The sequence below is a fragment of the Nocardiopsis sp. LDBS0036 genome (assembly GCF_041228755.1).
Classification (GTDB): domain Bacteria; phylum Actinomycetota; class Actinomycetes; order Streptosporangiales; family Streptosporangiaceae; genus Nocardiopsis; species Nocardiopsis dassonvillei.
Map to the genome: position 1 here is coordinate 6,210,709 of NZ_CP141103.1, position 19,604 is coordinate 6,230,312.

Consider the following 19,604-nt stretch of genomic DNA (forward strand, 5'->3'; position numbering starts at 1 on the left):
GAGCCGGTGAAGGCGGTGTGCCCGCGCCCTCGCCGCTCCCTGTTCCGGGTCCGGTGTGCGTGGGGCCGGGTTCGGGCGCGGAACCCGCTCCTAGGCCAGGCCCAGCTCCCGCAGCCGCACCCCGGCCGCGGCCCGGTTGGGCACGTCGAGCTTGGCCAGGATGTTGGACACGTGCACGCTCGCGGTCTTGGCCGTGATGAACAGCCGCTCGGCGATCTGGGCGTTGGTGCTGCCCACCACCAGCAGCCGCGCCACCTCCGTCTCGCGCGCCGTCAGCCCGGCGGGGACGGCGGGCGGGGCCGCGTCCTCCTCCAGACCGGAGCCCATCCTGCGCGCCAGGTCCGCGGCGGCGCCGGCCAGCGGCGCCGCTCCGCACTCCCGTGCCGTGGCGTGCGCCTGGCGCACCCACGTCACGGCCCGCTCCCGCCGCCCGACCGCCACGGCCGCCTCGGCGGCCCGCAGCCGGGCCCGGGCCAGGTGCAGCCGCATCGGCGTGGCCTCCCAGGCCGCCACCGACTCGCGCCACCGCTCCAGCAGCGCGTCCGGTCCCGCGCCGTCCGCCTCGGAGAGGTGCGCCCCGACGGACACCCGGTAGGCGTGCTGCGCCGTCCCGTGGGCGGGCATCGGCGCCACCAGCGCGGCCACCAGGTCCCGCACCCGGCGCGCCCGCTCCGCCGTCCCCTCCGGGCGGCCCGGCGCCGCGCCCCTCCGGGCGGCCTCGGCCATCGCCTCCGCCATCGGCCACGTGTACCCGTGCGCGGACTCCAGGACCAGCCGCTCCAGCGTCCGCTCGGCCAGGACGAGCGCGTCGTCCACGTCCCCCGCGACCAGGTCCGCCTCCAGCAGCGCCAGCAGGGACAGCTGCACGATGTTCATCCGGTGCGAGGCCAGCGCGTCCGCCCGCCCCGACACCCTCATGGCCCGGCGCGCCGCCTCCGGGTCCCCCTGCGCCGCCGCCGTGCGGGCCAGCACCGCGTCGACGTAGAAGCGGTGCTTGCTGGAGGGGTGGGAGCGCAGGACCGTTTCGAGGATCCCGCGGGCCTTGGCCAGGTCCCCCAGCTCGAAGTGGATCTCCGCGCGGTTCTGGTGGTTGAACGTCTTGTGGACGGCCGCCCACCCCATCGCCTCGTGCCGGGCCAGGGACTCCTCCAGGACGGCCAGGCCCTCCTCGTGGTGCCCCAGCTCACGTAGGAAGTGGCCCAGGTTGCCCGCCCCGCGCGCCTCCAGGGCGGGGTCGCGGATCTCGGCGGCGTAGCGGATGGCGGCCTCGATGAGGGGGCGTCCCCCCTCCAGGTCGCCCGCGTCCATGTGCAGGCCGCCCAGGGTGATGCGGGCGTCGGCGGCCGCGCACATGCCGCTCTGCTCGGCGGGGTCGGCGAGGGCGATGGCCTCCTCCGCCAGCGCGCGCGCCGACCTGCCGGACCTCTCCAGTTCCCGCAGCCGCTCCTGTTCCGGCGTGTGGCGCCGGTCGGCGCGGTGCACCATGCTCTCCCGGGCCAGGATGGACAGCAGCAGGCCGTACCCCGGCATGTGCGGCGGGTGCAGCTCCAAGGCCTTGACCAGGTCGGTGATCCCGCTGCCGCAGGAGTCCGCGGCGCGCGCCAACCCGCGGCGGCGCAGCAGCCCCGCCCGCACGGTCAGCGTGTGGTCGTCGACCCCGTCCTCGGGGAGGGCGGCCAGGGCCTCGTCGGCCAGTTCGAGGGCGCGCCTGGCGCGGCCCGCCTCCACGGCGGCCCCCGCCGCGAGGCTGGCCACCTCGGCCCAGGTCCGGCCCTGGACCCGCTCCCGTGCGTCGGGGACGCGGTCCCACAGGGCCAGGACCCGCTCCAGCATGTCCAGTTCCTCGCCGTAGGCCAGGGTGTCGCCCGCGCGCACCGCGGCCCACCAGGCGGCCTGGAGGGCGCTGGGCAGCTCCTGTGCGGCGTTGTAGTGGTGGGCCTGTTCGGCGGCCCTGCGGTCGAAGGGAACGGAGTCGGGGTACTCGTCGATGAGCTGGGCGAAGCGCATGTGCAGCCGCGCGTGGGCGCCGGGCAGCAGGTCGCTGTGCACGGCGTCGCGCAGCAGGGCGTGCCGGAAGCGGTACCCGGTCCGGTCGGCGCGCAGGGTGTTGGCGTCGACCAGGGTGTGCAGCGCGGTCTCCAGTTCGCGTTCGGGCAGCCCGGCCGCGTGGTAGAGCATCTCGTGCTCGATGCTGCCCGAGACCGCGCCGACCGAGGCCACGCGCAACACCGACAGGGCGGTGTCGTCGAAGCGGTGCAGCGGTTCCAGCAGCAGGTCGCGGAACTGGTCGGGCACGTCGTGGCCGCCGACGGAGGGGTCGCCGACCGCGGAGGCCAGCGACTCCACGAACAGCGGGACGCCCTCGGTGCGCCGGTACAGCTGGTCCAGTTCGTGGCCGGTGAGGTCGGCGCCCCGTATCGCGGCGGCCTGGACACCGGCCTCCTCGCGGCTGAACGGCGCCAGCTCCAGCGGCTCGACCCCGGGTGCGCGCCGCAGTTCGGGCAGCAGGCGGCGGAGCGGATGGGTGCGGTGCAGGTCGTCGCTGCGGTAGGTGGCCACGAGCTGCACGCCAGGCAGGTCGAGGTTGCGGACGAGGAAGACGAGCAGGTCGCGGGTGGCGCCGTCGGCCCAGTGCAGGTCCTCCAGCACCACGGTGACGCCGCCGTCCTCGGCGGCCTGGGTGAACAGGCGCAGGACCTGTTCGAAGAGGATGCCCCGGTTCTCCGGGCGCAGCACGGGCACCTCGCCCAGCTCGGGCAGGAGCCGGGCGAACTCGCCGGTGCCGCCGGGCGCCGCGGCCTCGAACGCCGCGCGTCCGCGCTCGCGCAGGAGTTGGCGCAGAACGGCGGTGAAGGGGGCGTAGGACAGTCCGTCCACGCCGAGCTGGAGGCAGCCGCCGACGAAGACCGTTCCCTGGGGCAGGGCCGAGACGAACTCGCCGACCAGGCGGCTCTTGCCCACGCCCGCGTCGCCGCTGACCAGTACCGTTCCGGACGCCTCGGTGTGGGAGCGTCTGGCGTGGTCCCGGAGGAGGCGGAGTTCGCGCTCGCGGCCCACGAAAACGGTACGACTCTCGGCAAGAACGGGCATAGCGCCCATTATGCCCGTCATGTGCGGCCTTTCCAGGGGGTTTTCGCCCGCCGCCCGCCTGCCCGCCGCCGCATGACGCGTGGACGAGTCGGGCCCGGTTCCGCCTCCCGGGCCGCGCCCCGACAGCGGCACCGGTCCGGTTCCGATCGCTGGCTCCCGCTGGGGCACGGGAACCGGCCCGGGGATCACGTCCTCGGCTCCGGCCGGTCCGGCTCCGAGCCCGCGGGTGCGCTCGCCGAGCGGCCGGAGCCGGTCCTGGCGGCCGAGGGGGGCGGACCGGTCCGGGGGAGGAGGGGCGTGCCCGGCACCATGCGGTTCCTCTCCCCTTCCTCCCCCCTTCCTTCCCGCGCCCTTCCGCGCACGGCCTCACGCGGCGCGGCCGTAGGAGCGCCGCTGGCGCTGGCGCTCGCGGCGTTCCTCCCTGCGCCGCGCGCGCTCCTCGGTGCGTGCCCGCAGGGCCGCACGCACGTTCTCGGCCTCGCGGACGCGCCGCTCGGTCATCTCCCGGGCGTTGGCGTTGAGCAGTTCGCTGTGGAACACGGTGTTTCCCTCTTCACTCGCACGGCGGAACCGGTGTCCCGCCGTCTGGTCTCCACGTTCTCCCTAAGACCCCGGGGCGCACATGGGGAGGAATCCCAGTCCTGGGAGGTCTGAGCACCCGCGCGCCCTAAGACCCGGCCCCCAGGGCGTGTCACATCGTGCTTCCGAGTGCTCACCCGTAGTTGTCTAGGCGGCAACGACGCACGTGGGAGGCGCGACATGACGCGGAAGTACAGGGCAAAGACGGCGGGCGCGCTCACAGCGGGCGCGCTCACGGCGGGCCTGGCGGCCGCGGGCGCGCTGGGCGCCCCCGCGCCCGCCGCCGCGGGGCCGGTGGAGGGGGAGGGGCCGGTGGGCCTGTTCCTGGAGGCGGGCGAGGCGCCGCTGCCGGGAGAGGAGTTCACGCTGCGCACCACCGTCACCGACGGACCCGTGGAGGGCGCCCTGCTGGCCCAGCACGTCCCCGGGGAGCTGGAGATCGTCGGGGTCGGGGAGGAGGGGGTGGTCCGGGACGGGATCGTGAACTGGCGGGTGACGGTGCCCGAGGGGGAGGAGGCGGTGTACACGGTGCGCGTCCGCGCGCCGGAGGCGACGGGGGAGCGCCTGACCAGCACCGCCTGCCTGCTGCTGGAACGCGACGCTGACCCGGCCGCGTGCGCCAGCGACTCGGTCCTGGTCGCGGAACAGACCGCCATGTCGCGGGTCTCGGAGTACACCGATCCCGCGAACCTGCTGCGGGCCGCGGGTGTCGCCCTGGCGGTGGGGCTGGCCTGGATGCTGTGGCGGCGCAGGAGGGCGCTGTCGCGCGGGTGAGCCCTCGCCTGGAGCCGTTGGAGGCCGGGGCGTGCGAGGGGAGGGCGCTGTCGCGCGGGTGAGAGGGTGTGCGGGTGGGGGCCGCCCAGACGGGGCGCCGGTTTTGTTACGTCAGCGTGTCATGAACCCGGCGAGGGAAAACTACAGGCCGTAGTAGTGTTTCCGGCATGGACATTCTCTACTCCGCGCTCGTCTTCCTGCACATGATCGGCCTGGCCGGGATCATCGCGGGCTTCCTCATGCAGGTCATCACCGACAACCCCAAGTCGACCAAGGTCCTGCTGCACAGCTCCCTGCTCCAGCTCGTCACCGGCCTGCTGCTGGTCGGGGTGGCCGAGATGGCCGACCTCGGGGAGCTGAACCACGTCAAGATCGCGGTCAAGCTGCTGGTCGCGCTGGCGGTCGTGGTCGTGGGCGTGCTCAACCTGCGCAAGCCCGCCAGGAACCTCGCGGTCATCGCGGGCGTGCTCGCCATCGTCAACATCGGCGTGGCCGTCTTCTGGTAGGCCCTCCCCGAGCGCGGTCCCCGCAGACCGCGCAGGCGCCACCGCCGGTGGCGGCGCGAACCGTGCCGCCACCGGTTTTTTCTGTGTGCGTTTCCGTAATCTTGCGAAATTTTTCCCAGGAACTTCGTGGACTTGCGCGGGCGTCGTCCCAGGTCACGGGGGCGTGTCCCCCGGGGTCGACCTGATGGGGGAAGGCGGCCCGAAACGCATCCCGGCAGGTGGCGGCGGAAACCGTCGCGCTGGGTGAGCGGTGTGACGTTCAGATCAAGACCCGTTCACAAGAGCGTTCCGGTCTGTTAGCTTCGTCACGCTCACGCAAACTCTTGCAAACACTGCAAGAGAACAGCGGACGGGGCAGTGCCGCCCCGCCGCGCTACCTCCCCCCAAGGAGCGCACATGAAGCCCATCCGACCCGGCGCCGCCGCCGGGGCGGTCCTGATGGGGATCGGCCTGCTGGCCGCCCCCGCGCAGGCCGCCCCCGTCCCGGCGGCCCCGACCCCGACGACACCGGTCCCGGCAGCCCCCGCCCCCGCCGAGGACGTCCGGGCCGCCGACAACGGCGAGACCATCGTCCAGCTCTTCCAGTGGAACTGGGACTCCGTCGCCACCGAGTGCGAGGAGTTCCTCGGCCCCCACGGCTTCGGCGGGGTGCAGGTCTCCCCGCCCCAGGAGCACGTGGTCATCCCCTTCGCCGAGGGCGGCGACTACCCCTGGTGGCAGGACTACCAGCCGACCTCCTACCGCATCGACAACACCCGGCGCGGCACCGCCGAGGAGTTCCAGGCGATGGTCTCCACCTGTGCCGACAACGGCGTGAGGATCTACGCCGACGCGATCATCAACCACATGACCGGCGACGGCTCGGGCACCGGCAGCGCGGGCACGGAGTGGGCCAAGTACGAGTACCCCGACCTGTTCGGCGACGGCACCGCCTCCCGCACGGGGGAGGACTTCAGCTCCTGCCGGAGGGAGATCAGCAACTGGAACGACAAGTGGGAGGTGCAGAACTGCGAGCTGGTCGGCCTGTCCGACCTCGACACGGGTGACCCCGAGGTGCGCGCGCAGATCCGCCGCTACCTCAACGGCCTGGTGGACATGGGCGTGGGGGGCTTCCGCGTGGACGCCTCCAAGCACGTCCCCGAGGCCCACGTCGACGCGATCTTCTCCGACCTGAACGAGGTCCCGGTCTTCGGCGGTCAGCCCGACGTCTTCCACGAGGTCTACGGGGACCAGACCATCCCCTACACCGCCTACACGCCCTACGGCCGCGTGACCGCCTTCGACTACCAGCGCGACATCTCCAACAAGTTCGCCGGAGGCGACATCTCCGGCCTGGCCCAGCTGCCGGACTACGGCGGGCTCACCGACGAGCAGGCCACCGTCTTCGTCGACAACCACGACACCCAGCGCTACCACCCGACCCTGACCTTCAAGGACGGCGACCGCTACCACCTGGCCGTGGCGTTCATGCTGGCCCACCCCTACGGGCGCCCCGTGGTGATGTCCAGCTACGACTTCGGCTCCAACGTCACCCAGGGCCCGCCCAGCGTCGGCGAGGCGGCGGGCAACCCGGCGGGCTGGATCACCGCCGACACCGACTGCGCCAGCGCCGAGTGGGTCTGCGAGCACCGCCACCCGACCGTCGCCGGGATGGCCGCCTTCCGCAACGCCACCGGCGACACCCCCGTCGTCCAGCGCGCCACCGACGGCTCCTCCCGGCTCGCCTTCGACCGGGGCGACCGCGGCTTCGCCGCCTTCAACGCGACCGGCGGCACCTGGAACCTGACCGCCGACACCGGCCTGCCCGACGGCAGCTACGACAACGCCGCCGGGAGCGGGACCCTCACCGTCGCCGACGGCCGGATCAGCGCCCGGGTCCCCGCGAACGGGGCCGTCGCCCTGCACGTGGGCGGCACCTGCGACGACCCGGCCGAGTGCGGGGGCGGCGGCCCCGGTGAGCCGGGCGAGCCGGGCGAGGTCAACGTCTCCGCCACCGTGGAGACCTGGTACGGCCAGGAGGTGTACGTGGTCGGCTCCACCCCCGGGCTGGGGTCCTGGAACCCCCCGAGCGGGGTGAAGCTGTCCACCGACGCGTCCACCTACCCCGTGTGGTCGGGCACCGCCCCCATCGGCGCCGACACCGAGTGGAAGCTGGTCAAGATCGACGGCGCGGGCAACGTCGAGTGGGAGTCCGGCGCCAACCGCGTCGGCCCCGCCGCCAGCGTCACCTGGCGCGACTGACCCGTGCGCGGCACCCCGGCCGGGGCGCCGCGCACGGCCCTTCCGGGACGGGCTCCCGGGAGCCGCGAGCCACCTCCACGGGCCGGCCACTCCCCGGCCCCGGCGCCCCCGCGTCCGACTCCTCCGGCGCGGGGGCGCCGCTCGGGAGGGGCCCGCCTCCACCCGGGGGTTGTCCACAGGCGCGGGCAGCCTCTGGCGCGGCCCGGGGCGTTCGCGGTTTCCTGGAAAGCGGGGGGTCCCCAGGGACCGCCGGTCTCGGCGTGCCCGCGTTCCGACCGCGCCGGTCCCCGACCGCACCGCGTCCCACAGGTCGGGAACCATCCTCAGTCGTCGTAGAAGACGCGCTCCATCACCGCACGCGCCCGACGCGTGGCGCGCAGGTAGGTCTCCGTCAACTGCTCGGCCGGGCCCTCCCGCACGGACTCCGCGCCCTCCCCGGCGCCGTCCTCCCCGTCCTCGCCGTCGCCGCCGGGGCAGCCCATCGCCCCCGCCAGAGCCGCCCGCACCCGCAGGTCCGAGGGCAGCGAGTCCCCGCCCCGGCCGCGCACCAGCATCACCATGCCCCGCACCCGCGACGCCAGCCGCCAGGCATGGCTGAGCACCTCACCGTCCTCCGCGTCCAGGAGACCGTGCGCCACGGCCGCCTCCAGCGTCTCCAGGGTGCCGGTGGTCCGCAGGTCGGGGTACTCGTGCGCGTGGCGCAGCTGGATCAGCTGGGCCACCCACTCCACGTCCGACAGCCCGCCCCGGCCCAGCTTGGTGTGCAGCGTCGGGTCGGCGCCGCGCGGCAGCCGCTCCGCCTCCATCCGCGCCTTGAGCTTGCGGATCTCCAGCACCGCCGAGGAGTCGATCCCGCCCTCCGGGTACCGGATCGGGTCGATCAGCCCCGTGAACGCCTCCCGCAGCTGCGGATCGCCCGCGACCGGCTTGGCCCGCAGCAGCGCCTGGCTCTCCCACACCTGCGACCAGCGCCCGTAGTAGGCCGCGTAGGACTCCAGCGTGCGCACCACCGGGCCGCTGCGGCCCTCCGGGCGCAGGTCGGTGTCCACCTTCAGCGGCGGCTCGGCCGCGGGCATCTCCAGCAGCCGCGCCAGCTCACGCACGACGGCCAGCGCCTGCTTGGTCGCCGCACCCGTGTCCACGCCCGGCAGGGGGTCGTGCACGTACATCACGTCCGCGTCGCTGGCGTAGGTCAGCTCACCGCCGCCGAACCGGCCCATCGCCACCACGCACACCCGCGTGAGCGGCTCGTCCCCCGACGCCGCCACCACCCGGTTCTGCGCCAGCCGCAGCGCAGCCTCTATGGTCACCGCGGCGATGTCGGTCAGCGCCGCGCCCACGTCCTGGACCGAGGCGACCTCCAGCAGGTCGGCCGCGGCCGTGCGCAGCAGCTCGCGGCGGCGCAGCGCGCGCACCGCCGACACCGACTCCTCGGCCGTGTCGTACCGGCGCCGCGCCGCCTCCGCCTCCCCGGCCAGCACCTTCGGGTCGCGGCGCACCAGGTCGCCGTCGTCGTCGAACATCGCCACCGCCTCCGGGGCGCGCAGCAGCAGCTCCGTCACGTACCGGCTCGTCCCCAGCAGCCACGCCATCCGCTCGGCCACCCGCACGTCGTCGCGCAGCAGGCGCAGGTACCACGGCGTGGTGCCCAGGGCCTCGCTCACCTGCCGGAAGCCCAGCAGGCCCGCGTCGGGGTCGGGGGCGTCGGAGAACCAGCCCAGCATCACCGGCAGCAGCGTCCGCTGGATCGCCGCCCTGCGCGAGACCCCCGAGGTCAGCGACTCCAGGTGGCGCAGCGCGCCGCCCGGATCGACGAACCCCAGCGCCTCCAGGCGGGCCCTGGCCTGCTCCGGCGACAGCCGCGCCTCCTCGCCCGGCAGCCTGGCCACCGCGTTGAGCAGCGGCCGGTAGAACAGCTTCTCGTGCAGGCGCCGCACCTCCGACGACACCCGGCGGCGCGCTTCGGTCAGCTCCCGCACCGGGTTCGCGGTCATCCCCAGCGCCCGCCCCAGACGGCGCAGCTGGTCGGGGCCCTCCTCGGCGGCCGGATCGGGCATCAGGTGCGTGCGCCGCAGCCGCTCCAGCTGCAACAGGTGTTCCAGCCGCCGCAGGAACCGGTAGGCCTCCGCCAGCCCCGCCGCGTCGCCGCGCCCCACGTACCCGTGCTCCGACAGCGCGGCCAGCGCCTCCAGGGTGTTGCCCGACCGCAGCCGCTCGTCGGTGCGCCCGTGCACCAGCTGGAGCAGCTGCACGGAGAACTCGATGTCGCGCAGCCCGCCCGGGCCCAGCTTGAGCTCGCGCTCCGCCTCGCCCGCCGGGATGTGCGCCACCACCCGGCGGCGCATCGCCTGCACGTCCTCCACGAAGTCCTTGCGGCCCGCCGCCTCCCACACCATCGGGGAGATGAGGTCCATGTAGGCCCGGCCCAGCTCCGCGTCCCCGGCGATCGGGCGGGCCTTGAGCAGGGCCTGGAACTCCCAGGTCTTGGCCCAGCGCTCGTAGTAGGCGCGGTGCCCCGACAGCGGGCGCACCAGCGGGCCGTTCCTGCCCTCGGGGCGCAGCGCCGGATCCACCTCCCACAGGGCGCCCTCGGCGTCGGTCTCGGCGGGGATGCGCATCATCGCGGTGGCCAGCCGGGTCGCCGCGCGCATCGCCGCCTGCTCGTCCACCGGCTCCCCGGAACCCGGGCCCGCGCCCGCGTCCTCGTCCGCATCCCCGGCCACGGCCGGCTCGGCCACGAACACCACGTCCACGTCGCTGACGTAGTTGAGCTCGCGGCCGCCGCACTTGCCCATGCCGATGACCGCCAGGCGGCACAGCGCGGCGTCCTCGGGGTGCTCGGCGCGGGCCACCGCCAGCGACGCGTCCAGCAGCGACGCGGCCAGGTCGGCGAGTTCCCCGGCGACCTCGTCCACCGTGCACAGCCCGGTCAGGTCGCGCCCGGCCAGGCGCAGCACCCGCCTGCGGTAGGCCACGCGCAGGACGTGCCGCAGGTCCTCCGACGAGCCGTCGCCGACCACGGCCGGATCGGCGGTCGGCGCGGGGCTGTGGGGATCGGCGCCCACGATGTGCAACAGGCCGCGGCGCACCTCCTCCGGCCCGGGGGAGCGGGCGGCGTCGGCGCCCCGCAGCTCCCGCCAGTCGCCCGGGTGGCGCACCAGGTGGTCGGCCAGGGCGGTGCTCGTGCCCAGCACCCGGCACAGCCGGGCCCGCAGCTCCCGGTCCTCGCGCAGCGCGTCCAGGAGGTCGGCGGGGTCGGGGTCGGACTCCAGGACGCGGATCAGCCCGAGGAGCGCCTGGTCGGGGTCGGGGGCGGCCGCGAGCGAGCCGATGATCTCGGTGTCGGCCCGGGCGTCGAGCCCGGCCTCCTCCACCAGGCGCAGGGCCCGGGTGCTGTCGCTGAAACCGCGCCTGGCGAGCGCGCCTGCCGTCATGTTCGTCGTTCCGTCCCTCACCACGTGTCAACGGTAACGGTCCGGCCGGTGAGCGGGCCCGGTGCCCCGAACCGGTTCGGGGCACCGGCGCCCGGGGCGAACCGTCCCGCGCACCCGGAGCCGGGTCGGGGCCGGTACCCGAACGGATACCGGCCCCGATGGGGGGAGTGCGCGGCGCGCCCTCCCGGAGCTGCCGTCTACGCCTTAGATGTCGTAGTAGAGCTCGAACTCGCGCGGGTGCGGGCGCAGGCGCAGGGAGTCGATCTCCTCGGTGCGCTTGAAGTCCACGTAGGTCTCGATGAGGTCCTTGGTGAACACGCCGCCCTCGAGCAGGAACTCGTGGTCGGCCTCCAGGGCCTCCAGGGCCTCGTCCAGCGACGCCGGGACGGTCTTGATGGCCTGGGCCTCCGCCGGGGGCAGCTCGTAGAGGTCCTTGTCCACGGGCTCCGGCGGCTCGATCTTGTTCTTGATGCCGTCGATGCCGGCCATCAGCATGGCGGAGAAGGCCAGGTACGGGTTGGCCGACGGGTCCGGCACGCGGAACTCGATGCGCTTGGCCTTGGGGTTGGAGCCGGTCAGCGGCAGGCGGATGCAGGCCGAGCGGTTGCGCTGGCTGTAGACGAGGTTGATCGGGGCCTCGTAGCCGGGCACCAGGCGGTGGAAGGAGTTCACCGTCGGGTTGGTGAAGGCCAGCAGCGCCGAGGCGTGCTTGAGCAGGCCGCCGATGTAGTAGCGGGCCGTGTCCGAGAGCTGGCCGTAGCCGGACTCGTCGAAGAACAGCGGCTCGCCGTCCTTCCACAGGCTCTGGTGGCAGTGCATGCCCGAGCCGTTGTCGCCGAAGAGCGGCTTGGGCATGAAGGTGGCAGTCTTGCCCGCCGCGTTGGCGACGTTCTTGACGATGTACTTGTACAGCTGCACCTTGTCGGCCTGCTGGAGCAGGGTGCCGAACTTGATGCCGATCTCGGCCTGGCCCGCGGTGCCGACCTCGTGGTGCTGGAGCTCGACCTCGATGCCCGACTTGATCAGCTGCTGCACCATGTCCGAGCGCAGGTCGCTGTAGTGGTCGACCGGCTCGACGGGGAAGTAGCCGCCCTTGTAGCGGGGACGGTAGCCGCGGTTGCCGCCCTCGATGGCCGAACCGGTGTTCCAGGCGCCCTCGATCGAGTCGATCTCGTAGTAGCCGGTGTTGGACCGGGTCTCGAACTTGACGTCGTCGAAGATGTAGAACTCGGCCTCGGGGCCGAAGAAGGCGGTGTCGGCCACGCCGGAGCCGCGCAGGTAGGCCTCGGCCTTGCGGGCGACGTTGCGCGGGTCGCGGCTGTAGGACTCCAGGGTCAGCGGGTCGTGGACGAAGAACGTCATGTTCAGCGTCTTGTGCTTGCGGAACGGGTCCAGCACGCCGGTGCTCAGGTCCGGCAGCAGCAGCATGTCGGACTCGTGGATGGCCTGGAAGCCGCGGATCGACGAGCCGTCGAACATCTGGCCATCGGTGAACGTCGACTCGTCGACGTTCTCGGTCGGGAGGGTAACGTGGTTCACGCCCCCGAAAAGGTCCGTGAATCGGACGTCGAGGAACTTGACGTCCTCGTCCCGGATATAGGCGAGCACCTCGTCGACGCTGCTGAACAAAACGAACCTCCGTGCAGGTGGCTGAGACGGTGGACCGGGGTCCGCCCCATCGCGGACACGTCGGATCGCGCGCCGTCTCCCGGCTTCGTCTCCGAAGCTAGGAGCGGGTGGTTTCCGCGCCATGTCTCGATTGTTTCCTGTATGTTACGGACCCGGCTGTTGTCGCAGACCACCGGGTCTGACCCGGTGATTCCGCCCTGTAGGGGCCGAAAAGGGACGCTGCGCGGCCCCGTTTGTGGCCCCCGCCACGGCCCCCGGTGTGACCTCCGCCATGATCTCCCGCGCGGGGGGTCACAGCAGCTCCGACGCCCCGGGTACGGGCCCTCCCGCCGGGTGGATACCGTGGAAACCATGAGCGACGAGAGCCGGGGCTCCGCCACCGCGGCGTCCGGGGACGACTTCCAGTACCGGGGCAACCGGCTCGGCCTGCCCGAGAGCGGACCGGGTTCGGTGCCCGGCGTGATGCGCCGCCTGGTGGGGCTCCTCCTGGACTGGATGCTGTCCCTCGCGCTCGCCTGGGGGGCCTACGGCGTCGGGCTGGTCGGCGCGGACGCCGCCAGCCAGGCGGAGGCCGTCCCGATGGTCAGCAACACCGCCCTGGTCGTCTTCGCGGTCATGAACGTCCTCCTGCTCACGCTCTTCGGCACCACCGTCGGCCGCCGCCTGGTCGGCGTGGGCATCACCGCCACCGGCGAGCGCTCCTGGCCCTGGTTCGTGTCCATGACGGTGCGCACACTCCTGCTGTGCCTGGTCATCCCCGCCGTCATCTACGACCGCGACACCCGCGGGCTGCACGACCGGGCCGCCGGGACGGTCGCCACCCGCTACTGAGGCCTCACCGGGGGTCCCCGGCACCGGGGAAGCCCGGCGCGCGCGTGGGCGCGGCCCCCGCGAGCTGCTGTTAACATCCGTTCATTACTTGGCCCGGGAACGGACCGAAACCCTGAGCGCTCGACTCCCCCGCTCCCACGGGGGTGCGTTCGCGCGCGGGAGAATCGGGTCCGGCCCCCGCGCGGGGACCCGGTCCCCGCCGCGGATCCCGTTCCCACCGGTGGGCCCCGTCCCCGTCGGGGGACCCGGCCGCCTCCCACGCACGCCGCCGCACCCGAAGGTTCGCATGGCTGGAAAACGCTCCGCCCCCCGCCCTCCGTCCGCCGCCATGCACGCCGTGCGCATGTCCCCGGGGCAGTGGGTCGCCTGCGTGGTCACCGCCCTGGCCATCATCGCCAGCCTCGGCGGCTACGGCTGGTACCAGGGCATCGTCGGCAACATCACCACCGCGCAGGTGGACACCGACGCCTGGGACCGGCCCACCAGCGTCGAGGGCGTGATGAACCTGCTCATCATCGGCTCCGACGTCCGGTCGGGGGACAACGCCAACTACGGCGAGGCCGAGGGCGAGCGCCCCGACACCATGCTCATCGCCAGCATCAACGTGGACAACGGCGCGGCCACGCTGGTCAACCTGCCCCGCGACCTGGTCGTGGACCTGCCCGGCTGCGAGGCCGTGGAGGGCTACGAGGGGATGAGCCCGCACAGCGGCATGATCAACTCGGCGATGACCTTCGGCGGGGTGGGCTGCCAGTGGCAGACCGTCGAGGAGGTCACCGACGTGCACCTGGACCACTTCGTCATGATGGACTTCACCGGGTTCAAGGACATGGTGGACGCCATCGGCGGCGTGGAGATGTGCATCCCCGCGCCGGTGGACGACCCCAAGGCGCACCTGACGCTGGACGCAGGGACGCAGACCCTCAGCGGTGAGGAGTCGCTGGGCTACGTGCGCTCCCGCTACGGCCAGGGCGACGGCAGCGACCTGTCGCGGATCGACCGCCAGCAGGAGTTCATGGGCGCCATGCTGCGCCAGGTGCTCAGCAGCGAGGTCATGACCAGCCCGGTGACCATCACCAACTTCCTCAGCGCCGTCACCGACTCGGTGACCACCGACGAGGAGCTGACCGTGGAGACGATGACCGACATCGCCATCTCCATGCGCGAGGTGGACCTGGAGCGCATCCAGTTCGTCACCGTGCCCAACGGCCAGCACCCCGCCGACGCCAACCGGCTGGCCATGAGCCAGCCCGCCGCCTCCGAGCTGTTCGCGGCGATCAACTCCGGCGCCTACCTGGAGGACGAGGAGCCGGAGGACGAGGGGGAGGAGTCGGAGGAGGGCTCCGGCGACGCGGCCCCCGCCCCCGCCGACGTCTCCGTGCAGGTCCTCAACAACACCGGTGTCACCGGCCTGGCGAACGAGGTCCAGGGCGTCCTGCTGGGGGAGGGGTACGACGTCACCGGTATCGGCGAACCCGCGGTGCGCTTCCCCGAGCTGACCACCGTCTACTACGCTCCGGGTGAGGCGGCCGCCGCCGAACTGCTGGCGGGTTCGCTGGAGAACGCGGTCACCGAGGAGGTCGCCGACCTCCCGCAGACCCTGGAACTGGTCATCGGCCAGGACTGGAACGGCTTCGCGGGCGGAGGCGGCTCGTCCGGGCCCGAGGTCTCCATCACCGAGGACCTGGGCGGCACCACCGCGGCGGGGGCTCGGGAGAGCGCCTGCTGAGGGCCGGTGACCGGAACCCGGTCGCCGGTTCCGATCTGACACGGTACGTACCCGTCCGGTACCATCCGGCCGTTACGTCCGTGTCAGCGCTCGCGCAGTACGCCCTCCCCCACCGACCGGACCAGCCCTTGTCCCATACCGAATCGCAGGTGCCCTTTGGCTCCCAGAAACGCGTCCTCAGCCCTGGCGGGGAAGATGAGTCTCGGCCAGTGGGTGGCGTGCGGGGCGACAGGCCTGCTCATCGCGGCCAGTCTCACCGTGTACGCGGGCTACCGCGACGTCCTCAGCATCGCCACCGAGGAGGTCAACACCGACGCCTGGGGTGACCGTCCGGCCCAGGCGGAGGGCATCCACAACATCCTGCTGCTGGCCACCGACCAGCGCGCGGGGGACAACGCCGAGTACAGCGTGGTCAACGGCGTGCGTCCCGACGTGCTGGTCGTGGTGAGCATCAACGTGGACGAGGGCGGGGTGACGATGGTCAACATGCCCCGCGACCTGATGGTCCCGATGCCCGACTGCCCGGCCAACGGCGAGAACCCCGGGGTGACGGCGGGCACGGTGGACCAGCTCAACCACGCCATGACCTACGGCGGGATGGACTGCCAGGGCAACACGGTGGAGACGGTCACCGACATCCACCTCGACCACATGGTGATGGTCGACTTCGCGGGCTTCCAGGAGATCGTGGACTCCATCGGCGGCGTGGAGATGTGCGTCCCCCAGCCGATCGACGACCCCAAGGCCCACATCACGCTCGACGCCGGGATGCAGACCCTCAACGGCGAGGAGGCGCTGGGCCTGGCCCGCTCCCGGGCCAGCACGGAGCAGGGCAGCGACCTGAACCGGATCGAGAACCAGCAGCGGATGATGGGCGCCATCCTGCGCAAGGTCACCAGCGGCGAGATCATGTCCAGCCCCGCCACGCTCTACGACTTCATGGGCTCGGTCACCGACAGCCTGGTGACCGACGACGGGTTCACCGTGGACCAGATGACCGAGCTGGCCATCTCGATGCGCGAGGTCGATCTGGGGCGGATGCGGATGGTCACCGCCCCCGTGGTGGACTCTCCCGTCCACAGCGGGAAGCTGGACCTCCAGCAGCCCGCCGCCGATGAGCTGTTCTCCGCGGTCGCCTCCGGTGACGCCCTGCCCGAGGAGGAGGGCGGCGACGGAGGCGGCGGCGAGGGCTCGGAGGAGGCCGAGGAGCCCGCCGTCGAACCCGCGGACGTGTCCGTGCGGGTGCTCAACGGCACGGGCATCACCGGTCTGGCGAGCCAGGTCGGGACGCTGCTCACCGAGCAGGGGTTCAACGTCACCGGTGAGGGCGACCCGGTCGAGCGGACCCCCGCCGTCACCACGATCTACCACGGCCCCGACCAGCTCGCGCAGGCCGAGGAGCTGGCCTCGGCGCTCAGCGTGGCCCAGCTGGAGGAGGTCCCCGACTTCGGTCCGGAGCTGGAGCTGGTGATGGGCGCGCAGGACTGGGACGGCCTGGCCACGAGCGGAGGGGGCTCCGGCGGCGGCGGGGGCGACGCCCTGGCAGGTCTGGGCGCCACCAGCGCCGCCGAGGACGAGGTCAGCTGCGAGTAGCCCCTTCGGAGGGCTTCGGGCCCCGTGGACGCCGTGCAGGCGCCCGCGGGGCCCTTTGCCTGTACCGGGCTGGGTCCGGCGGCGGTTCCCGCCGCACTGGGGGCCTCGCGCCGGGAGCGCCGCCGGACGAGTGGGCCGCAGGGAGGGCGGATGGGCTCCCGGCGGCGCGCGAGGAGCCTTCGCCGTCCCCGGGGCCTCTCCCCGGTGCCCCCGGAGGGACGCGTGCCGCCCCATGTGACAGATCCGGTCTTATCGTTTATCATTAATATCGAAAAGCGATAAGAGAAAGGCCGTCATGTCCCTTCGCAAGGCCCTGGACTGGTCCAGGGCGGACTCCGCTCTGCTCCGGTTCGTCCTCGTCGTCCTCCTGGGCTTCCAGGTGGTCCACGGGCTCTTCCTGCTCGCCTGGAGCACCGGACTCGTCCCCGCCGCCACCAGCGCGGGCCTCAACGTGCTCACGCGGGACCTCCCCTCCGGCACGGCGCCGCGTTCGCCGGACGTCGCCGTGCGCGGCGACGTCACCGTGGAGGGGGCGGGCGGCATGGAGATCGCCTTCCACGACCCCTCGGCGGCCGAGCGCGTCATGCTGGTCGCCCCCGCGCTGCTCACCGCCCTGGCAGTGGGACTGGTCGCCTACCTGCTGCTGCGCATGGTCCTGACCCTGGACGGGGGAGACCCCTTCGTCCCGGCGAACGTCCGTCGCATGTACGCCATCGCCCTGACGGTGGTCACCGGCGCCCTCGCGGTCCCGGCCGCGGAGGCCCTCCTCGGCGCCGTCCTGGAGCACCGGGCGCTGGGCACGGACGCCACCGTGGTGTTCTCCCTCAGCCTGGACCTCGACGGCGGTGTCCTCCCGCTGGTCGCGGTCGGCCTCGTCATCGCCGCCCTCGCCGAGGTCTTCCGCCGGGGCACCCGGCTCCGCGAGGACGTCGAGGGGCTCGTCTGATGCCGCCCGAGGAGGCCACCGGCGTCCGCGTCCACCTGGACAAGCTCCTGGCCGAGCGCGGTATGACCCTCACCCAGCTGGCCGAACGGGTCGGCGTCACCGTCGTCAACCTGTCGGTGCTCAAGAACGACCGGGCCAGGGCGATCCGCTTCTCCACCCTGGCCGCCCTGTGCCGCGAACTCCGCTGCCAGCCGGGCGACCTGATCAGCTACGACCCCGAGTGACCCGGACCCGGGCACACGCGAGGGGGCCGCCGCACCCGACGGTGCGACGGCCCCCTCGTCCGACTGCGGCCCCGGCCGGGGTCAGCCGCCCATCTGGCCGCGCATGCCCCGGGGCATCTTGGCGTTCTTGGGCATGGGCCCCTTGGGCATCTGCATCTTGGCGGGCAGCGCCTTGAGCCGGTAGTTCAGCTCGGCGGTCCCGGCCTTGTCCAGGTTGCGCGGGAGCCTGACCAGCGTGCGCTGGAGCTTGGAGACCGGCACCTGGTCCTCGCCGTTGCCCACCTTGAAGTCGTAGATGGGCGTGTCGTAGGCGACGCGGGCCACGCGCTTCTTCTCACCGGCGATCAGCGGCTTGAGGCGGCCGGGGTCGCCCTCGCCTACCAGGATCACGCCGGGGCGCCCCACCACGCGGTGCACGACGTCCATCTGCTTGTTGGCCGCCACACCCGGCTCGACCACCCAGTTGCCGCGCATGTTGTCCAGGATCGCCATACCCGCGCCCAGGCGTCCGTCCAGCATCTTGTACTGCACGCGCTGCGCGGAGCGGGTGAAGATGATGAAGCCCACCAGGAAGGCGACCGGCAGACCGGTCAGCGGCCACAGGATCCACGACCCGGTCCAGATACCGATGCCGACGAACACCGCGAGGATGACCACCGCCGCCGTGACCGCGAGCGGGATGCTGCGCGGACTCTGCTGGTGGACGACCTTGGCGACCATGCCGATCTGCTTGAGACGGCCCGGCTGCTTCTCGGCACCGTCCTTGCCTCGGGCCGTGTTCTGTGAACCCTTGGGCTTTTTCGCCATCGTGCTCTCAGGCAGCTCACGCCGACGCCGGATCGGCGGGGAAGGAGTTCCCTCGGCTGCCTTGCCTCCTCTTCGCGGTCGTCGTGGGTGCGGCGCCTCGCGGCGCCACCGACGGGCGCCTGCCCACATCAGGATATGTGCGGGTGCCCGTAACTGAGGAACGGTGGCCAGCGGGCCACCGTTCCAGCTTGGTCACGACTCGGGTGGAAAGTTCGTTACGCGTTGTTCGCCAGGGAGGCGTTCTCGGCGTCCCGCTTCTCCCGGGCCTGCTTGTACAGGCGGCCCGCCCGGTAGGAGGAGCGCACCAGCGGCCCGGACATGACACCGGCGAAGCCGATCTCCTCGGCCTCCTGGCCCAGCTCCACGAACTCCTCCGGCTTGACCCACCGGTCGATCGGGTGGTGCAGCTTGGAGGGGCGCAGGTACTGGGTGATGGTCAGCAGGTCGCACCCGGCCTCGTGCAGGTCGCGCATCGCCTCGCTGATCTCCTCACGGGTCTCGCCCATGCCCAGGATCAGGTTCGACTTGGTGACCAGGTTGTCCGCGCGCGCCTCGGTGATCACCTTGAGGGAGCGCTCGTAGCGGAAGCCCGGACGGATGCGCTTGAAGATCCGCGGCACCGTCTCGACGTTGTGCGCCAGCACCTCCGGACGCGAGCCGAACACCTCGGCCAGCTGGTCGGGGTCGGCGTTGAAGTCGGGGATGAGCAGCTCCACGCCCGTGCCCGGGTTGAGCTCGTGGATCTTGCGGACGGTCTCGGCGTACAGCCAGGCGCCGCCGTCCTTCAGGTCGTCACGGGCCACACCGGTGATGGTGGCGTAGCGCAGGCCCATGGTCTTCACGGAGTTGGCGACCTTGGTCGGCTCCATGCGGTCCAGGGCGGTGGGCTTGCCGGTGGCGATGTTGCAGAAGTCGCAGCGCCGCGTGCACTGGTCGCCGCCGATGAGGAAGGTCGCCTCGCGGTCCTCCCAGCACTCGTAGATGTTGGGGCACCCGGCCTCCTGGCAGACCGTGTGCAGGCCCTCGCTCTTGACCAGGGAGTGGAGCTCGGTGTACTCGGGCCCCATGTGCGCCTTGATCTTGATCCACGGCGGCTTCTTCTCGATGGGGGTCTCGCTGTTGCGCGCCTCCACGCGCAGCAGCCTGCGGCCCTCAGGAGCGATGGTCAACGTGAACCCGTTCCCTTCTGTGCCCCGTGCCGGGGACCCTTCCCCTCGTGGG

General features: G+C 72.6%; 14 protein-coding genes. 8 read left to right on the top strand and 6 right to left on the bottom strand.

Annotation, left to right across the window (positions count from 1 at the left end):
- Positions 1-90 precede the first annotated feature (90 nt).
- Together UIS43_RS26400 and UIS43_RS26405 are read right to left on the bottom strand one after the other, a co-directional pair.
- Positions 91-3,090 (bottom strand): AAA family ATPase, encoded by a 3,000-nt coding sequence (locus UIS43_RS26400; protein ID WP_370011996.1) that lies wholly within the window; start codon positions 3,088-3,090, stop codon positions 91-93.
- 366 nt (positions 3,091-3,456) lie between these two features.
- Positions 3,457-3,630, bottom strand: coding sequence for a hypothetical protein (locus UIS43_RS26405; RefSeq protein WP_013151978.1), 174 nt, complete (start codon positions 3,628-3,630; stop codon positions 3,457-3,459).
- A 219-nt stretch (positions 3,631-3,849) separates the two neighbouring features.
- Here UIS43_RS26405 and UIS43_RS26410 point away from each other — a divergent pair, with 219 nt between their 5' ends.
- The 3 genes from UIS43_RS26410 (at position 3,850) to UIS43_RS26420 (ending at position 7,190) form a co-directional block, all read left to right on the top strand.
- A complete protein-coding gene (locus UIS43_RS26410; protein WP_013151979.1) occupies positions 3,850-4,443 on the top strand; it encodes a hypothetical protein in 594 nt (197 codons plus the stop codon).
- 167 nt (positions 4,444-4,610) lie between these two features.
- Positions 4,611-4,949, top strand: a complete 339-nt coding sequence (locus UIS43_RS26415; protein WP_013151980.1) for a hypothetical protein — start codon at positions 4,611-4,613, stop codon at positions 4,947-4,949.
- 396 nt (positions 4,950-5,345) lie between these two features.
- Entirely contained in the window at positions 5,346-7,190 is a 1,845-nt protein-coding gene (locus UIS43_RS26420) for a carbohydrate-binding module family 20 domain-containing protein (protein WP_013151981.1), read from the top strand.
- 323 nt (positions 7,191-7,513) lie between these two features.
- Here UIS43_RS26420 and UIS43_RS26425 read toward each other — a convergent pair whose 3' ends face one another.
- Complete coding sequence (locus tag UIS43_RS26425) at positions 7,514-10,624, bottom strand: bifunctional [glutamine synthetase] adenylyltransferase/[glutamine synthetase]-adenylyl-L-tyrosine phosphorylase (protein WP_370011998.1); 3,111 nt, start codon at positions 10,622-10,624, stop codon at positions 7,514-7,516.
- Positions 10,625-10,828: 204 nt separating this feature from the next.
- On the bottom strand, positions 10,829-12,253 hold the full coding sequence (gene glnA / locus UIS43_RS26430; RefSeq protein WP_013151983.1) for a type I glutamate--ammonia ligase: 1,425 nt from the start codon (positions 12,251-12,253) through the stop codon (positions 10,829-10,831).
- Between the two features lie 351 nt (positions 12,254-12,604).
- Here glnA and UIS43_RS26435 point away from each other — a divergent pair, with 351 nt between their 5' ends.
- The 5 genes from UIS43_RS26435 (at position 12,605) to UIS43_RS26455 (ending at position 17,576) form a co-directional block, all read left to right on the top strand.
- Complete coding sequence (locus UIS43_RS26435; protein WP_013151984.1) at positions 12,605-13,084, top strand: RDD family protein; 480 nt, start codon at positions 12,605-12,607, stop codon at positions 13,082-13,084.
- Between the two features lie 286 nt (positions 13,085-13,370).
- Positions 13,371-14,813, top strand: coding sequence for an LCP family protein (locus tag UIS43_RS26440; protein WP_117199456.1), 1,443 nt, complete (start codon positions 13,371-13,373; stop codon positions 14,811-14,813).
- Positions 14,814-15,008: 195 nt separating this feature from the next.
- Positions 15,009-16,406: an LCP family protein gene (locus UIS43_RS26445; RefSeq protein WP_013151986.1), complete on the top strand. Its 1,398-nt coding sequence runs from the start codon at positions 15,009-15,011 to the stop codon at positions 16,404-16,406.
- Positions 16,407-16,701: 295 nt separating this feature from the next.
- On the top strand, positions 16,702-17,352 hold the full coding sequence (locus tag UIS43_RS26450; protein WP_013151987.1) for a DUF2975 domain-containing protein: 651 nt from the start codon (positions 16,702-16,704) through the stop codon (positions 17,350-17,352).
- Positions 17,352-17,576, top strand: a complete 225-nt coding sequence (locus UIS43_RS26455) for a helix-turn-helix transcriptional regulator (RefSeq protein ID WP_013151988.1) — start codon at positions 17,352-17,354, stop codon at positions 17,574-17,576. Before UIS43_RS26450 ends, UIS43_RS26455 begins: the two co-directional genes overlap by 1 nt.
- Positions 17,577-17,657: 81 nt before the next feature.
- On the opposite strand, the gene UIS43_RS26460 is transcribed toward UIS43_RS26455, so the two are convergent.
- Together UIS43_RS26460 and lipA are read right to left on the bottom strand one after the other, a co-directional pair.
- Positions 17,658-18,383 carry a DUF4191 domain-containing protein gene (locus UIS43_RS26460; RefSeq protein WP_013151989.1) on the bottom strand — a complete coding sequence of 242 codons (726 nt, stop codon included), beginning with the start codon at positions 18,381-18,383 and terminating at the stop codon, positions 17,658-17,660.
- A 215-nt stretch (positions 18,384-18,598) separates the two neighbouring features.
- Positions 18,599-19,552 (bottom strand): lipoyl synthase, encoded by a 954-nt coding sequence (lipA, locus tag UIS43_RS26465; protein ID WP_370012001.1) that lies wholly within the window; start codon positions 19,550-19,552, stop codon positions 18,599-18,601.
- Positions 19,553-19,604 lie beyond the last annotated feature (52 nt).

Excerpts from the sequence above, each read along its gene's own strand:
- UIS43_RS26425 (WP_370011998.1), bottom strand. The coding sequence starts at position 10,624 with ATGACGGCAGGCGCGCTCGCCAGGCGCGGTTTCAGCGACAGCACCCGG.
- UIS43_RS26440 (WP_117199456.1), top strand. The coding sequence starts at position 13,371 with ATGGCTGGAAAACGCTCCGCCCCCCGCCCTCCGTCCGCCGCCATGCAC.
- UIS43_RS26400 (WP_370011996.1), bottom strand. The coding sequence starts at position 3,090 with ATGCCCGTTCTTGCCGAGAGTCGTACCGTTTTCGTGGGCCGCGAGCGC.
- UIS43_RS26460 (WP_013151989.1), bottom strand. The coding sequence starts at position 18,383 with ATGGCGAAAAAGCCCAAGGGTTCACAGAACACGGCCCGAGGCAAGGAC.
- UIS43_RS26455 (WP_013151988.1), top strand. The coding sequence starts at position 17,352 with ATGCCGCCCGAGGAGGCCACCGGCGTCCGCGTCCACCTGGACAAGCTC.
- UIS43_RS26420 (WP_013151981.1), top strand. The coding sequence starts at position 5,346 with ATGAAGCCCATCCGACCCGGCGCCGCCGCCGGGGCGGTCCTGATGGGG.
- UIS43_RS26415 (WP_013151980.1), top strand. The coding sequence starts at position 4,611 with ATGGACATTCTCTACTCCGCGCTCGTCTTCCTGCACATGATCGGCCTG.
- UIS43_RS26410 (WP_013151979.1), top strand. The coding sequence starts at position 3,850 with ATGACGCGGAAGTACAGGGCAAAGACGGCGGGCGCGCTCACAGCGGGC.
- UIS43_RS26435 (WP_013151984.1), top strand. The coding sequence starts at position 12,605 with ATGAGCGACGAGAGCCGGGGCTCCGCCACCGCGGCGTCCGGGGACGAC.
- UIS43_RS26450 (WP_013151987.1), top strand. The coding sequence starts at position 16,702 with ATGTCCCTTCGCAAGGCCCTGGACTGGTCCAGGGCGGACTCCGCTCTG.
- UIS43_RS26445 (WP_013151986.1), top strand. The coding sequence starts at position 15,009 with ATGAGTCTCGGCCAGTGGGTGGCGTGCGGGGCGACAGGCCTGCTCATC.